Annotated in this window: 13 protein-coding genes; all 13 read left to right on the top strand. The window is 45.7% G+C overall.

The genetic code is table 11. From position 1 onward, the window contains the following. The first annotated feature begins 363 nt into the window (after positions 1–363). The 13 genes from rodZ to urtD all read left to right on the top strand — a co-directional run bounded on the left by rodZ (position 364) and on the right by urtD (position 15,267). Positions 364–1,314 carry a cytoskeleton protein RodZ gene (gene rodZ, locus OCV19_RS13145; RefSeq protein WP_065677888.1) on the top strand — a complete coding sequence of 317 codons (951 nt, stop codon included), beginning with the start codon at positions 364–366 and terminating at the stop codon, positions 1,312–1,314. A gap of 7 nt (positions 1,315–1,321) precedes the next feature. Further along, positions 1,322–2,443, top strand: a complete 1,122-nt coding sequence (ispG, locus tag OCV19_RS13140; protein WP_009848294.1) for a flavodoxin-dependent (E)-4-hydroxy-3-methylbut-2-enyl-diphosphate synthase — start codon at positions 1,322–1,324, stop codon at positions 2,441–2,443. A gap of 70 nt (positions 2,444–2,513) precedes the next feature. Further along, entirely contained in the window at positions 2,514–3,782 is a 1,269-nt protein-coding gene (gene hisS, locus OCV19_RS13135) for a histidine--tRNA ligase (protein ID WP_017062514.1), read from the top strand. Positions 3,783–3,861: 79 nt separating this feature from the next. Beyond that, positions 3,862–4,476, top strand: a complete 615-nt coding sequence (locus OCV19_RS13130) for a YfgM family protein (RefSeq protein ID WP_065677887.1) — start codon at positions 3,862–3,864, stop codon at positions 4,474–4,476. 10 nt (positions 4,477–4,486) lie between these two features. Further along, a complete protein-coding gene (gene bamB / locus OCV19_RS13125) occupies positions 4,487–5,647 on the top strand; it encodes an outer membrane protein assembly factor BamB (protein WP_048613470.1) in 1,161 nt (386 codons plus the stop codon). Positions 5,648–5,805: 158 nt separating this feature from the next. Next, a complete protein-coding gene (der, locus tag OCV19_RS13120) occupies positions 5,806–7,287 on the top strand; it encodes a ribosome biogenesis GTPase Der (RefSeq protein WP_017062511.1) in 1,482 nt (493 codons plus the stop codon). 130 nt (positions 7,288–7,417) lie between these two features. Beyond that, positions 7,418–8,320: a metal-dependent hydrolase gene (locus tag OCV19_RS13115; protein WP_065677886.1), complete on the top strand. Its 903-nt coding sequence runs from the start codon at positions 7,418–7,420 to the stop codon at positions 8,318–8,320. Between the two features lie 289 nt (positions 8,321–8,609). Continuing rightward, positions 8,610–9,611, top strand: a complete 1,002-nt coding sequence (locus tag OCV19_RS13110; protein WP_065677885.1) for a sensor domain-containing diguanylate cyclase — start codon at positions 8,610–8,612, stop codon at positions 9,609–9,611. A gap of 36 nt (positions 9,612–9,647) precedes the next feature. Further along, on the top strand, positions 9,648–9,875 hold the full coding sequence (locus OCV19_RS13105; protein ID WP_017056199.1) for a zinc ribbon domain-containing protein: 228 nt from the start codon (positions 9,648–9,650) through the stop codon (positions 9,873–9,875). A gap of 294 nt (positions 9,876–10,169) precedes the next feature. Beyond that, positions 10,170–11,456, top strand: a complete 1,287-nt coding sequence (gene urtA, locus OCV19_RS13100; RefSeq protein WP_004735113.1) for an urea ABC transporter substrate-binding protein — start codon at positions 10,170–10,172, stop codon at positions 11,454–11,456. Positions 11,457–11,616: 160 nt separating this feature from the next. Beyond that, positions 11,617–13,245, top strand: coding sequence for an urea ABC transporter permease subunit UrtB (gene urtB, locus OCV19_RS13095; protein WP_065677884.1), 1,629 nt, complete (start codon positions 11,617–11,619; stop codon positions 13,243–13,245). A 10-nt stretch (positions 13,246–13,255) separates the two neighbouring features. Next, positions 13,256–14,428, top strand: a complete 1,173-nt coding sequence (gene urtC, locus OCV19_RS13090) for an urea ABC transporter permease subunit UrtC (protein WP_065677883.1) — start codon at positions 13,256–13,258, stop codon at positions 14,426–14,428. Beyond that, the gene (gene urtD, locus OCV19_RS13085) at positions 14,425–15,267 is read left to right on the top strand and encodes an urea ABC transporter ATP-binding protein UrtD (protein WP_065677882.1); all 843 of its coding nucleotides are present in this window, start codon (positions 14,425–14,427) and stop codon (positions 15,265–15,267) included. The genes urtC and urtD overlap by 4 nt, the downstream gene beginning before the upstream one ends.

The raw sequence follows: 15,267 nt of genomic DNA, 5'->3' as shown, positions 1-15,267 counted from the left end.
TGGACTTCTTGCCCACGCTTTCTTACATTTTTCGTCAAATTTTGGACAAAACCATGAGCTGACGGTAAATTTTGTTTAAAGTGTTTTTGCCTTGTAATGGCATTAGCTTATGATTAACTAATCTTAAATTAATTTAAGTGCTCGCTTGCTACTGATCATCAATATGTCTATTTAGGTTGGCTACTTGATAAACTAGCTTCCTGAGAAGGTCATCCATAACAAATGAATGATGTTCGCCTTTAAGGGTTGATGATTTAGATAGCAGGAAAAATTCCACATAACGTGGGTTGTTAGATTGAGCTTAAACGACAATAAGAAAACGCTCTCCTCAACCTGCGATAATACTTTAGAAGTTCACTCTCTATGAACACAGAACAAGATACACAAACGCAAGAAACCGTAGCTCCAGCTTTGGAAGCGGGAACGCTGCTTAAGAACAAACGAGAATCTCTTGGTTTAACGCAAAAGCAGATTTCTGATCGCTTAAAACTTCGCGTTACGCTGATCCAACAAATTGAAGAAAACCAATTCGAGTCAGATCAAGTGGCGACGTTTATGCGTGGCTACATTCGTTCATACGCGAAATACGTCAATCTTGACGAAAAAGTCGTATTGAGTGCGCTGCATCATGCCGGTGATGCTCAGCATCAAGAGCAAGAAATGCTGAGTTTTTCTCGTAAGACCAAAACCGAGAAGCACAACAGCCGTATTATGATCCTGACTTGGAGTATTTTTGCGGTCATTGCGGGTATCTCCTCACTTTGGTGGTGGCAGAACCAACAGCAAGACACCCTATCTCAATCTTTAGCGAATACTGAAAGCTCAGAAGAGCTAGCGGTAGAAGAATCACTTGCCCCTGAATTCACCTCTTTGGAAGTGATTGAAGCTGAACAAAACGAAGCGGGTGCTTCTGTTGTTGAAGGTGCAGAAGGCCTTGCTGCGATAAGCGATGCGGAAGAAAATTCAGATGCTGTTACTCCAGCTGACGAAACTCCTGCACAACAAGCAACAGAGACAACTGCTGAAGTTGCTGCGAATGCAGAAGCAGCTGAAGCTAGCACGGCTCCTGAAGCTGTGGCCAACGAACTAGTGATGCAGTTCTCTGCTGATTGCTGGATCCAAGTTAAAGATGCAACGGGTAAAACCTTGTCGACTGGCATCAAAAAAGCAGGTCAGTCGTTAAATCTATCAGGAACTGCGCCATATAAAGTGATTCTAGGTGCGCCAGAAGGCGTATCAATGACATTTGCAAGTGAACCTGTCGACCTTTCTGGGTATACTTCAGGCAAAGTAGCTAGAATAACCTTACCTTAGAGTTAATATGCAACACGAATCTCCTATTATTCGTCGCAAATCAACCCGTATTTATGTGGGTGATGTGCCGATCGGTGATGGTGCACCAATTGCTGTGCAATCCATGACCAACACAAGAACAACAGATGTAGCCGCGACCGTTGCTCAAATTAGAGCTCTGGAAAAAGTTGGCGCTGATATCGTTCGCGTATCTGTACCGACTATGGATGCCGCTGAAGCCTTTAAGCTAATCAAGCAGCAGGTCTCTGTTCCTTTGGTTGCTGATATTCACTTCGACTACCGTATCGCACTTAAAGTGGCGGAATACGGCGTTGACTGTCTGCGTATCAACCCAGGTAACATCGGTAACGAAAGCCGTATCCGCTCAGTTGTTGATTGTGCACGCGATATGAATATTCCGATTCGTATTGGTGTTAACGGCGGTTCTCTTGAGAAAGAGATCCAAGAGAAATACACAGAACCTACAGCTGAAGCGCTTGTTGAATCAGCAATGCGCCACGTCGATATCCTAGATCGTCTGAACTTTGATCAATTCAAAGTTAGCGTTAAGGCGTCTGATGTCTTCCTTGCTGTCGGTTCTTACCGTTTGCTGGCTAAGCAGATTGATCAACCTCTTCACCTTGGCATTACCGAAGCGGGTGGTGCGCGTGCAGGCTCTGTGAAGTCAGCGGTAGGTTTAGGTATGCTTCTTTCTGAAGGTATCGGCGATACGCTGCGTATCTCGCTAGCGGCAGATCCTGTTGAAGAGATCAAAGTTGGCTTTGATATTCTTAAATCTTTGCGCATTCGTTCGCGTGGCATCAACTTCATTGCGTGCCCGAGCTGTTCTCGTCAAGAATTCGATGTTATTAACACCGTTAATGCCCTTGAAGAACGCCTAGAAGACGTGATTACTCCAATGGATGTATCTATCATCGGTTGTGTGGTTAACGGCCCTGGTGAAGCTGAAGTGTCTCACTTAGGTTTAGCTGGTAGTGCTCGTAAGAGTGCCTTCTACGAAGACGGTAAGCGTCAGAAAGAGCGCTTCGACAACGATGACCTTGTCGACAAACTTGAAGCTAAGATTCGTGCAAAAGCGTCAGTGCTTGATAAAGCAAATCGCATAGATGTAGAAAACTTAGAAGATTAATACAACGCGATGGGGTGTGATTGTCTATTCGCACTAACACCTGGTCGTGAGAAATTACGGAATAAATACTGTGGCTAAAAATATCCAAGCAATTCGAGGCATGAACGACTGCCTTCCAACTCAATCACCACTGTGGCAGAAAGTAGAAAGCGCAGTTAAAAACGTGGTGAGCGCATACGGTTACAACGAAGTACGTATGCCTATCGTTGAAGAAACAAACCTATTTAGCCGTGCAGTTGGTGAAGAGACAGACGTTGTTTCTAAAGAGATGTACACCTTTGACGACCGCAATGGCGATAGCCTAACGCTGCGTCCAGAAGGCACAGCAGGTTGTGTACGTTCATGTATTCAAAACAGCCTTATCAACCGTGATGAACAGCGCCTATGGTACATGGGCCCTATGTTCCGTCACGAGCGCCCTCAAAAAGGTCGTTACCGTCAATTCCACCAATGTGGTGTTGAAGTGTTTGGCCTAGACGGTCCAGACGTTGACGCAGAACTTATCATGATGACAGCACGTCTATGGCGTGAGCTAGGCATCGATAAGCACGTTCGCCTAGAGCTGAACTCAATCGGTTCTCAAGAAGATCGCGTAAGTTACCGCACTGCGTTAGTGGCTTTCCTTGAGCAACACATTGATGTGCTTGACGAAGACTGCAAACGTCGCATGCACACTAACCCACTACGTGTTCTTGATACTAAGAACCCTGATGTTCAAGCTATCTTAGGTGACGCACCTCGACTATCTGAATATCTAGGTGAAGAATCGAAGCAACATTTTGCTGGTTTGTGTGAACTTCTTGACGCTGTTGGTATCGAATACCAAGTTAATGAGCGTCTAGTACGTGGCCTAGATTACTACAACCGCACTGTATTTGAGTGGATCACAGACAGCCTTGGTGCTCAAGGTACAGTATGTGGCGGCGGTCGTTACGATGGTCTTGTTGAGCAACTAGGCGGCAAAGCAACCAATGCAGTTGGCTTCGCAATGGGTCTAGAGCGTCTGGTTCTGATGATGGAAACGCTAGAGCTAACAGAAGTTCGCCGTAGCGTTGATGTATATGTAGTTGCTGCTGGCGAAGGCACAATGATCGCGGGCATGCAGTTAGCGAATCAATTACGCGACACCGTTGAAGGCGTGCGTGTAATGAACCACTTCGGTGGTGGTAACTTCAAGAAGCAATTCAAACGTGCTGACAAAGTAGGTGCTGTTGTGGCGCTGGTACTTGGTGAGAACGAAGTTGCTGACAATACAGTTGTGCTAAAAGATCTGGTTGGCGGCGAGCAAGAAACCGTGTCTCAAACGGAAGTTGCAGAGAAAGTTGCTGCGCTAATCTAATTAGCCATTGAGCAAACGCTCATAATGAATACTAACGTCAGCACTATGCTGGCGTTTAAAGAATTAAAGAGGACAGGAAGTGGAACTTTACGATAGCGAAGAGCAACAAGTTGAAGCCATTAAAGATTGGTGGAAAGAGAACGGTAAAGCCGTAATCTTTGGTGCGGTTATTGGTTTAGGTGGTCTATTTGGCTGGCGCTATTACCAAGATTCAGTAGTTGAAGCGCGTGAAGCAGCTTCAGAAGGCTACACCTCTGTAATTTCAGCTCTTGATACTAAGGGCGTTGATGCTCAATCTGATATTCAAGCTTTCATCGACGCAAACAAAGACGCTGAGTACTCAGTACTTGCAGCTATGCAATTAGCAAAAGTACAAGTGCAAGCGGGTGAGCTAGCAGCAGCACTTGAACAGCTAGAGTGGGCAAAATCGGCAACTAAGGATGCGGCACTTGCGCCACTACTTACTTACCGTGTTGCACGCATTAAAGCTGAGCAAGGTGAATTTGACGCAGCATTGATTGATCTTACTGCTATGACTGATGAATCTTGGAAAGGCCGTGTTGCTGAACTGCGTGGTGATATCTCACTTCGTAAAGGCGACACTGACGCAGCATACAGTGCTTACACAGAAGCACAGCAAGCTGTTGACGCTAGCCAAACGCTTCAAATCAAACTTGACGACCTAGCTAAATAAGGCGCTTTGAATGAAGAAGATGTTTCCAAAAGCGGCGTTGTGTGCGATTGCTCTTGGCCTACTAGCTGGCTGTGCGGGTGAAGAAGACACCGTAATCATGGCTCCAGTACCAACGGTAAACAGCGAGTTCACTCCTAGTCAGGAATGGTCTACGTCGGTTGGTGATGGTGTTGGTCACTACTTTTCAAAACTAACGCCAGAATTGGCTTACGACAAAGTGTTTGTTGCAAGCCGTGAAGGTATGGTTAAAGCGCTTGATCCTGATACAGGTAAAGAGCTGTGGAAAGTCGATCTTGAGAAAGACGTACTGGCTCGTTTATCGGGTGGCTTAACGGCGGCTTACGGTAAAGTATTTGTTGGTTCTGAAAATGGCGAAGTGATCGCACTGGAAGAATCGACCGGTGAAGAGCTGTGGCGTGTATCAGTGAATGGCGAGGTGCTTGCATCCCCAGCAACTGATAGCAACATGGTCATTGTTCATACCAGTCGCGGTATGTTGATCGCGTTAGATCAAGCAAGTGGCGAACAAAAATGGACCATCAGTACTGAAGTACCAAGCCTAACACTCCGTGGCGATAGCTCACCGGTTGCGGTTTCTGGTGGTGTATTCTGGGGTACAGCAAATGGTCGTCTAGCTGCAGCTATCGTTGACCGTGGTCAGCTTATTTGGCAACAGCCAGTAGGCACACCAAAAGGTGCAACGGAAATTGATCGTTTGGTTGATGTTGATGCATCTCCAATTGTTCTTGGTGGCACCCTGTATACCGTAGGTATCAATGGTCAGCTGATTGCTATCGACCTTCGTTCTGGTAAGCCAATTTGGAAACGTAACTACTCATCAGCGATTGATTTAGCAAGTGATGGTAGCCGTTTGTTCGTTGTTACCGACAAAGACCATGTGGTTGCGGTTGATGCGCGCAGTGGTACTGAACTGTGGAGCACTCCATTGTTAGAAAACCGCTTACTGACAGCACCTGCTATTATTAATGGTTATGTAGTCGTGGGTGATACAGAAGGTTATCTGCACTGGTTAGATCGTTCATCGGGTGAGTTTGTTGCTCAACAGCTTGTCGATGATAGCGGCTTTGCGGTTGCACCAATTGAACTGCCTGAAGGCTACTTAGTGACGACTCGCAATGGCGATGTAAAGAAACTAACGATTAGCCAATAAAAGCGTGATATAATTCACAGTCGGCTCCTGGTTGGTAACAGCCAGGAGCCGTTTTGTTGTTAAAAATTAATAAACCGTGTGGTTATAGGTAAGAGTTTAAACTTGCGAACAAGTGCTTACCTATAACTACATTTAGAGAAGAAATTGTAGAGGTTGTTATGGTACCTGTTGTTGCTCTAGTAGGGCGTCCGAACGTAGGTAAATCTACGTTATTTAACCGATTGACTCGAACTCGTGATGCATTGGTTGCGGATTTCCCTGGCTTAACGCGTGACCGTAAATACGGTCATGCTCATTTTAGCGAGCATGACTTTATTGTTATTGACACTGGCGGTATCGACGGTACTGAAGAAGGTGTTGAAACTAAAATGGCTGAGCAGTCGCTAGCGGCGATTGATGAAGCTGATGTCGTTCTATTTATGGTAGATGGCCGTGCGGGTCTAACACCTTCAGACGTGGCGATTGCTAAGCACCTACGTCAACTAGAAAAGCCTTCAATGCTAGTAGTAAACAAGGTTGATGGTATCGACCCTGATGCTGCAAGTGCTGACTTCTGGCAACTAGGTGTAGAAGACATGTACCAAATCGCTGCGGCGCATGGTCGTGGTGTTACTGCACTTATTGACCTTGCTCTTAACCCATTCGCAGAAGCGTTAAAAGCTGAGAATGGCGAAGTAAGCGATTTAACTGAGTTTGAAGACGAAGAAGAAGAGCAGGTTGAATTTACAGAAGAAGAAGCTGAAGCAGAATTCAAGCGTCTTCAAGATCAACCGATCAAGCTAGCGATCATTGGCCGTCCTAACGTAGGTAAATCAACGCTAACTAACCGTATTCTTGGTGAAGAGCGTGTGGTTGTTTACGATATGCCAGGTACGACTCGTGACTCTATCTACATCCCAATGCAGCGTGATGAGCGTGAATACGTTCTAATCGATACTGCGGGTGTTCGTCGTCGTAAAAACATCAACGAAACGGTAGAGAAGTTCTCAGTGGTTAAAACACTGAAAGCGATTGAAGATGCTAACGTTGTATTGCTGCTTATCGATGCTCGCGAAAACATCTCTGATCAAGATCTAAGCTTGCTAGGCTTTGCGTTGAACGCTGGTCGTTCAATTGTTATTGCCGTAAACAAGTGGGATGGCCTAGATAACGACGTTAAAGAACGCGTTAAGAAAGAGCTAGACCGTCGCTTAGGTTTCGTTGACTTCGCACGTATTCACTTTATCTCTGCACTTCACGGTACAGGTGTTGGCCACTTGTTTGAGTCTGTACAAGAAGCTTACAAGTCAGCGACGACTCGTGTTGGTACTTCTGTTCTAACTCGTATCATGAAGATGGCGACTGATGATCACCAACCGCCTATGGTTCGTGGCCGTCGTGTGAAACTGAAATACGCGCACGCTGGTGGCTACAACCCACCGATTATCGTTATCCACGGTAACCAAGTTCGTAACTTGCCAGATTCATACAAACGATTCTTGATGAACTACTACCGTCGTTCACTAGAAATTATGGGTACACCTATTCGCATTCAATTCCAGAACAGCGAGAACCCATTTGAAGCTAAGACAAACAAGCTGACAATTTCTCAAGAACGTAAACGTAAGCGTATGATGAGCATGGTTAAAGGTCGTAAGTAAACCTTTCCAATAGATTTGATACCCGAGCCTGTCTCGGGTATTTTTTTAAGCAAAATTCACGTTAAGCCATAGCAATAGTTTTTATCATCATGGCTTAACGAATCAGACTAGATTCCAAAAGAAGAATGATATGACTACTAGCGATTTGATTACACCTGCGTCAGCAATCACACCAACCATCACTCAATTTTGTCATCAGGCTTGGCAGCTCAACGCAAAGGCGCTGCATGTTGAAAGTGACGACAGCAAAACTTACCTGATCACCGAAGTAACACCTTTCCACCCTGTGAGTCATATTTGGCCAGATCACCCTGCAGACCAAGGCTTTGTGAATGTCGGTGACGTGCAATATCCCGTTGAAGACTGTCTTGTTGGTACAATAGAACAATCTACTGGCAAGCTTCATATCGCAGCAGATATCCCTGTTAAGCGTGATACAGAAGGGTGGGCGTTTGTGGTTGTCCACCAGCTACCCGCATCTGCTTCTATGATTAAGGTTAGCGACGAAGTGGTGTTGTCGGTTGATAAAGAGTATCAAGCCAGTTTGAGCCGTGGTCACAGTGCTGGCCACATCGCTTTTCTAGCCCTGAATAAAGCATTGGCTGAAAGCTACTGGCGTAAAGATGCGGACAGAAAAGATCCGCTTGGCAGCTACGATTTCAATAGCTATGCACAGGTGACGAGCTTTGTGACTCCAGAGCTGTGTACCGATAAGTATCGTTTAGGCAAAACCCTGAAGAAGCGCGGTTTGAACGTTGCAGACATGCTAGCAAACCTAGATGGCATTGAAGCTGACATCAACCAGATGATTGCGGGCTGGCTTGCAGAGCCGACACCAGTTGCGATGCGACTGGAAGGCGAGACATTAACAGACTCTCGCTATTGGGAATGGCAGTTGGATGCCGACACTTTAGTGTCTATTCCGTGTGGTGGTACTCACATTGAGAACACCTCAGAGCTTAAGGCATTATCCGTTAAGTTAACCCAGTTAGATGACCAGCATATTGAAATGCTGACGCATGTAATTCGATGATTTAGACTACAGATCGAAATGACTTGTGCTGTTTATTTTGTTTTTGTATGTCACTTTTAATATAAATGACTATTTAAAATTGAAATGCAGCACATGTAACTTATGCTTTCGGTGTGTGGTGATATAAATATTCTTTTTGGGGTAGATCGCTGATCAAAATAGATAAAGCGAAAGATCAACCTATGATCTTCGATTGTGTGTCGTACTAATTTAGTGTGTTATTATTAATCAACAACAAGCTTGCATAAGAACAGGCTGTACCCGATTACACAATTGAAAGCCTTAGTGAATGGAACAACAATTTTTATTAGAAGGCCATCGAGCCGTCAATAGTTTGCTGCGGAAGCTTGCGCTTGGGATGGATCGCAAAGATTTAAATCACAAGATTATTCAGCTTACCGAGCAGCTTTTTGGGCAGCGCATGGCTTCAATTTTACTGCTCAACTCAGAGTCTAAAACGTTACACCTTGAGTATGCCCCAAACCTGCCTGATTTTTACAATCAACAGATTGAAGGGATAGGTATTGGTGCGGGGATAGGCTCTTGTGGCGAGGCAGCTGCGCTTAAGAAAGCAGTGATGGTCTCCAACATAAATGCACACCCAAACTGGGCACCTTTTCTGGTCTTAACCAATCAAGCGAATTTACATGCCTGTTGGTCGGTCCCCATTATCTCGTCGCGCGGTAATGTGTTGGGTACCTTCGCTATTTATAGCCAGTACATCTCTGAACCACATGAATTTGAGCTCGAGATCTTAGAGCTACTGGCTTCCCTGTATTCGGTAGCACTAGAGAAGTTTGAGCTGGAGAACCAGCTAAACTTTTTCGCTAATCGAGATTCTTTAACCCATTGCTTGAATCGTCGCGCATTGTTTAATGAAGCGGAGAAAGTGTTGGCCAAGCGATGCTTTTCTGAAAAGGTGATGGCGTGTTTGTTTGTTGATGTCGATAAGTTCAAATCGATAAATGATACCTATGGCCATAGTTTTGGTGATGATGTGCTGTTGGCGGTTGCCGAAGTTCTTGATGAGGCAACCACAGCATGTGCCAAGATAGGCCGTTATGGTGGCGATGAGTTTGTGGTGTTCTCATGTTTTGATGATCAAGAAAGCGTTGTTAGCTTCTACCACAGCTTAGAGAAAGCACTGCAACAAGCGCTTTATATCAATGATGTGCAGTTCTCAGTGAGTGTCGGGCTATCTTGTGACAAAGATCCTCAAGGATTAGACCAGTTGATCGCACAAGCTGATAAGAACATGTATCAAATCAAGCAAGCCAAGTCTCAGCAGTAGTAGATTGTAAAAATAGTCGTAAATTAGGAAGTGCTAATGAGTGAAAATATCTGCCCTAAGTGCCAGTCTGAGCTAGCTTGGGATGGCAAGTATCACTGTGAAAGTTGTCAGGCTCACTTTACTAAAGTTGGGTTTTGCCCTGAGTGCAGCAGCCAACTTGAGAAGCTTCAAGCTTGTGGTGCGGCGAGCTATTTTTGCAACGGTGATTGCAACGAGTTGAAATCAAAGTCGAGAGTAAAATTCGAATTTCAACCTGCGGAATAGCCTTAAACTACATGGTTTGAACGACCATCGGTGATGTTATACCAGAGACTCAATACTAAAGTGTTGGGTCTTTTTTGTATCTGAAGAACAGGAATGTGTCATCTTGGTTCATTCCCACCGTCACTGCACCAGTATGAAACATAGTTACGTGATTGCTATGCACTCTATTGGTGTGAGTTTCTTTTAAACTCTATTAATACAATTACTTATAAATAATTTCGTTGGTTTGTAAGTTTGGCACTCTTCTTGTAACTCTGTAATTGAATAACAAAAATACAATTATGGAGTAATATCATGAACAAGGTGTTCAATTTATCGCTAGCTGCACTGTGCACAACACTTTCATTTTCTTCTGCAACGGTGTTTGCTGCTGATGAGACCATCAAGGTCGGTGTTCTACACTCACTCTCTGGCACCATGGCGATCAGTGAGACAACGCTAAAAGATACCGTGCTAATGCTCATCGAAGAGCAGAACAAAAAGGGCGGTTTGCTTGGTAAAAAGCTAGAGCCTGTCGTGGTTGACCCTGCGTCAAACTGGCCGCTATTTGCTGAGAAAGCGCGTGAGCTTATCGAAAAAGAGAAAGTGGATGTGGTGTTCGGTGGTTGGACGTCGGTATCACGTAAATCCATGCTACCTGTCTTTGAAGAACTCAACAGCATCCTTTTCTACCCAGTACAGTATGAAGGTGAAGAGTCTTCTAAAAACGTTTTCTACACCGGTGCCGCGCCAAACCAACAAGCGATCCCAGCAGTGGATTACTTGATGGAAGAGCTTGAAGTTGAGCGTTGGGTACTTGCAGGTACCGATTACGTTTACCCACGTACTACCAATAAGATCTTAGAAGCCTACTTAAAAGATAAAGGTGTCGCAGAAGAAGACATCATGATCAACTACACGCCATTTGGTCACTCTGATTGGCAATCTATCGTTTCAGACATCAAAAAGTTCGGCGAAGCAGGCAAGAAAACCGCTGTGGTTTCTACTGTAAACGGCGATGCGAACGTACCTTTCTATAAAGAGCTAGGCGCTCAAGGCATTTCATCTGAAGACATCCCAGTTATTGCATTCTCTGTTGGTGAAGAAGAACTGTCAGGCATGGACACAGAACCATTGGTTGGTCATCTAGCGGCATGGAACTACTTCATGAGTGTTGATACTGAAGCTAATGAAGAGTTCGTTGAAACGTGGCAGTCGTTCATCAAGAGTGAAAAGCGTGTCACCAATGACCCAATGGAAGCGCACTATGTTGGCTTCAATATGTGGGCTCAAGCGGTTACTAATGCGGGCACAACCGATCCTGAATCTGTGCAAGATGCCTTGATTGGCGTGTCTGTACCTAACCTTTCTGGCGGCTACTCTACCATGCTGCCAAACCACCACATTACTAAACCAGTCCTGATCGGTGAAATCCAAGACGATGGTCAATTCGATATCGTTTGGGAAACCACTGGACTAGTGGCGGGTGATGCTTGGTCGAGTTACTTACCTGAATCGGCAAAACTGTTCTCTAGCTGGTCGAAGCCATTCTCATGTGGTGCGTTTAACGTCGAAACGAAGAAGTGTTCTGGCGGTAACTAGATCGTCAATTCAGGAATATTGAGCCTTCCGGTTTGGGAAGAACGCGTCTGTTTAACGGGCGAAGCGAACGGAAGGCTCATCGTTTCAGGTAACAACCACTATCCACACATCCTCCAAGTAAAAATAACAATATCTAACTTGGTTGGTTAAGGAAGCAGGGATGAAAAACGTATTAAACGTATTTAAAGCGCTGTTGCTCATGGCAGTCAGTGCTCAGTTGGCTTTTGCTGGAATAACGGATGAAGCTAGCTTTACCAAGGCGCTAGTTGGTAAGAAAACATCGGATAAAGAATTAGCTATCGATTGGGTGATTGAAACGCAAACGGAAGATGTGTCGAAACCTATTTTAGATGGCTGGTTAAACGGAAACCTTTACTACTTCAATGAGAAACAGAGCGAGCAGTACAAACAGCTCTACCTCATTCAAAGCATCAAAACAGCGACGTCAGCTCAGTCAGTATGGGGTGATTCAACGCTTAATATCGAGAATGCGAGACAGTTTAAAAAGGTTCGTGTGAATAACAAACTTCGCGGGATATTAAGCGGTGAAATAGCCTCGATTGGACTGAACAGCGGCAACCCTGATGTGCGTTATAAGGCGGTTTTGGATTTGTTAGGAACCAAAGACACTGACATTATCGAACGACTAACTGAACTCAGAGCCAATGAATCAGATGGCAAAGTAGCTGAGCTAATGGATTTGTCGTTAGCGATTGCCACTTCTCTTAATAACAGTGCCACCATTGAAGATCGTGTGGCTTCAATTGAACGAGTTGGCGACTTCAAACACTCGGTCGTTCTGCAAACACTGAATCAACTGTTAAACACTGAGCAAGATCCAAGCATTACCGCTGCAGCAGAACGTGCGATGGATAGCTATCAACAAAGCCAAGCACTCTATTCGGGTGTAGAAACAGTATTCTTCGGTTTGAGCTTAGGCTCGGTATTGGTACTGGCAGGCATTGGCTTAGCGATTACCTTTGGTGTGATGGGCGTTATCAACATGGCTCATGGCGAGCTGATCATGATTGGCGCTTATACCACCTACGTATTGCAGTTGTTGATGCCGAATCATATTGGCCTAGCGCTGATACTTTCCATTCCAGCGGCATTCATTGTTTCTGGCTTAGTGGGCATTGCGATTGAGCGAAGTGTGATTCGTCATCTTTATGGTCGCCCATTGGAAACCTTACTCGCCACCTTTGGTATTAGCTTGATCTTGCAGCAAGCCGTTCGTTCTATTTTCTCTCCTTTGAATCGCTCAGTGAGCACGCCTGAATGGATGTCTGGCGCACTTCAATTGAACCCAATGTTGTCTCTGACTTACAACCGACTTTACATCATTCTCTTCTGTGGTTTGGTGTTTATGGGCTTATTGATGGTTCTGAAAAAGACACCACTAGGCTTGCAGGTTCGTGCGGTTTCTCAAAACCGTGGCATGGCTCGTGCGATGGGTATTCGTTCAGAGCGAGTTGATGCGATGACCTTCGGTTTAGGCTCTGGCGTTGCGGGTGTTGCAGGCGTGGCACTGTCTCAACTGACCAACGTTGGCCCTAATATGGGACAGGCGTACATCATCGATTCGTTCATGGTGGTGGTGTTCGGTGGGGTTGGCAACTTGTGGGGCACGCTAGTCGCAGGCTTAAGCCTTGGTCTGTTCAATAAGATTTTAGAACCATGGGCTGGTGCGGTTCTCGCCAAGATTCTGGTACTGGTTTTCATCATTCTATTTATTCAAAAACGCCCACGCGGACTCTTCCCGCAACGTGGTCGTGCGGCTGAAGGTTAAGGACAACATCATGCAGTCAAAATCATTTGTACTTTCGGCAATGCGTGGTGACAAAGGTGGCCAACTGACCATCCTTGCCATTCTAGCGGCCGTTATTCTTATCCCACTGGCTAACACCATGTTACCAAGTGGGCACCCGCTCCATGTAGAGACTTTTACTATCTCGCTGATGGGCAAATATCTGAGCTACGCAATGTTGGCGTTGGCGCTCGATCTGGTGTGGGGCTATCTCGGAATCTTGAGCCTTGGCCACGGTGCTTTCTTTGCGCTTGGTGGTTATGCGATGGGCATGTACTTGATGCGTCAGATTGGTGACCGTGGGGTTTATGGTGATCCAGTCTTACCAGATTTCATGGTGTTCCTTGATTGGTCTGCGTTGCCGTGGTTCTGGCAGGGCTTTGATCAGTTCTGGTTTGCTTGCCTGATGGTGGTGCTAGTGCCGGGCGCATTGGCTTACTTGTTCGGTTATTTAGCTTTCCGCTCTCGTGTGTCCGGGGTGTATCTTTCTATCATGACTCAGGCGTTAACTTACGCATTGATGCTGGCATTTTTCCGCAACGAAATGGGCTTTGGTGGCAACAACGGACTGACAGATTTCAAAGACATCATTGGCCTGAGCTTGCAGAGTGATGCGGTCAAGATAGGCCTGTTTGTCGCGACTGGTATCTCGGTCATCCTCAGCTACATCGCTTGTCGTATGGTGGTGACCAGTCGACTAGGTCGTGTGGCATTAGCGATTCGTGATACGGAATCACGCACTCGCTTTATGGGCTACGACGTCGATGGCATCAAGCTGTGGGTCTTTGTTCTTTCTGCGGTTATCGCTGGTATTGCTGGGGCTTTATATGTTCCTCAAGTTGGCATCATTAACCCGGGAGAATTTGCTCCGCTCAACTCGATTGAGATTGTGGTTTGGGTTGCCTTAGGCGGACGTGCCACTCTGTTTGGTGCCATTGTCGGTGCATTGATCATCAACTACGCCAAGAGCTGGTTTACGGTTGAGTTCCCAGAGGTATGGTTATTTGCTCTGGGTGGACTATTCGTACTCTCAACCATGTACTTCCCACAAGGTGTGATTGGCTTTGTTAGTGAAAAGTGGCGGCAGCTGCGCAAGGCATCAAATGGGAAAAACCAAGATAAAGATAAGGATGATCAGCATAAGGCCAAGGAGGTGATCGCATGACCACATTTAATAGCGTAAAGGAATCGGTTCAGGCGTTCACTCGTCGAGACGAAGTCTTTGATTACCTCAAACCCGATATTCATCCTGCCATCGATACTCGACATAACGTGCTGTTGTATGTCGAAGGCGTCAACAAAAGCTTTGATGGTTTCCAAGCGATAAACGACCTCAACCTCTACATCAAAGAGGGAGAGCTACGCTGCATTATCGGTCCTAATGGCGCAGGTAAAACCACCATGATGGACATCATCACAGGTAAAACTAAGCCGGACACTGGCGAGGTGTGGTTGGGTTCGAACATCAACTTATTGAAGAAGAATGAGGCTGAAATTGCCAATGCAGGCGTTGGGCGTAAATTCCAAAAACCGACCGTGATTGAGTGTTTAACTGTGTGGCAGAACCTTGAATTAGCCATGGCCGGTGACCGTTCAGTGCGGGCAACTTTCACTGCTGTGATGTCTGGTGAACAGAAAGACAAACTGACCTCTGTGCTTGAGTTGATTCATTTAAAAGACGAAGCGGCGAATTTGGCAGGTAACCTGTCTCACGGACAAAAGCAGTGGTTAGAGATAGGCATGTTATTGATGCAAAACCCTAGGCTATTGCTGGTGGATGAACCCGTTGCAGGGATGACTCACCAAGAGATGGACCGTACTTCTGAGTTACTTAACTCACTGGCAGGCAAGCACTCAGTGGTAGTGGTTGAACACGATATGGATTTCGTTCGTTCAATTGCCAGCCATGTCACCGTGCTTCATCAAGGTCATGTGTTGGCTGAAGGCACGATGGATCAAGTGCAGGCTCACCCTGAAGTTAAACAAGTTTATCTCGGAGAATAG

Source organism: Vibrio celticus, assembly GCF_024347335.1.
GTDB lineage: Bacteria > Pseudomonadota > Gammaproteobacteria > Enterobacterales > Vibrionaceae > Vibrio > Vibrio celticus.
The sequence above is the reverse complement of the archived record's forward strand: the minus strand, read 5'-3'. Positions and strand labels throughout refer to the sequence as shown.

Bases quoted from the DNA above. Each gene is read 5' to 3' on its own strand.
- ispG (WP_009848294.1), top strand. From the start codon at position 1,322: ATGCAACACGAATCTCCTATTATTCGTCGCAAATCAACCCGTATTTAT.
- urtB (WP_065677884.1), top strand. From the start codon at position 11,617: ATGAAAAACGTATTAAACGTATTTAAAGCGCTGTTGCTCATGGCAGTC.
- urtC (WP_065677883.1), top strand. From the start codon at position 13,256: ATGCAGTCAAAATCATTTGTACTTTCGGCAATGCGTGGTGACAAAGGT.
- OCV19_RS13115 (WP_065677886.1), top strand. From the start codon at position 7,418: ATGACTACTAGCGATTTGATTACACCTGCGTCAGCAATCACACCAACC.
- rodZ (WP_065677888.1), top strand. From the start codon at position 364: ATGAACACAGAACAAGATACACAAACGCAAGAAACCGTAGCTCCAGCT.
- OCV19_RS13105 (WP_017056199.1), top strand. From the start codon at position 9,648: ATGAGTGAAAATATCTGCCCTAAGTGCCAGTCTGAGCTAGCTTGGGAT.
- urtA (WP_004735113.1), top strand. From the start codon at position 10,170: ATGAACAAGGTGTTCAATTTATCGCTAGCTGCACTGTGCACAACACTT.
- der (WP_017062511.1), top strand. From the start codon at position 5,806: ATGGTACCTGTTGTTGCTCTAGTAGGGCGTCCGAACGTAGGTAAATCT.
- OCV19_RS13110 (WP_065677885.1), top strand. From the start codon at position 8,610: ATGGAACAACAATTTTTATTAGAAGGCCATCGAGCCGTCAATAGTTTG.
- bamB (WP_048613470.1), top strand. From the start codon at position 4,487: ATGAAGAAGATGTTTCCAAAAGCGGCGTTGTGTGCGATTGCTCTTGGC.
- urtD (WP_065677882.1), top strand. From the start codon at position 14,425: ATGACCACATTTAATAGCGTAAAGGAATCGGTTCAGGCGTTCACTCGT.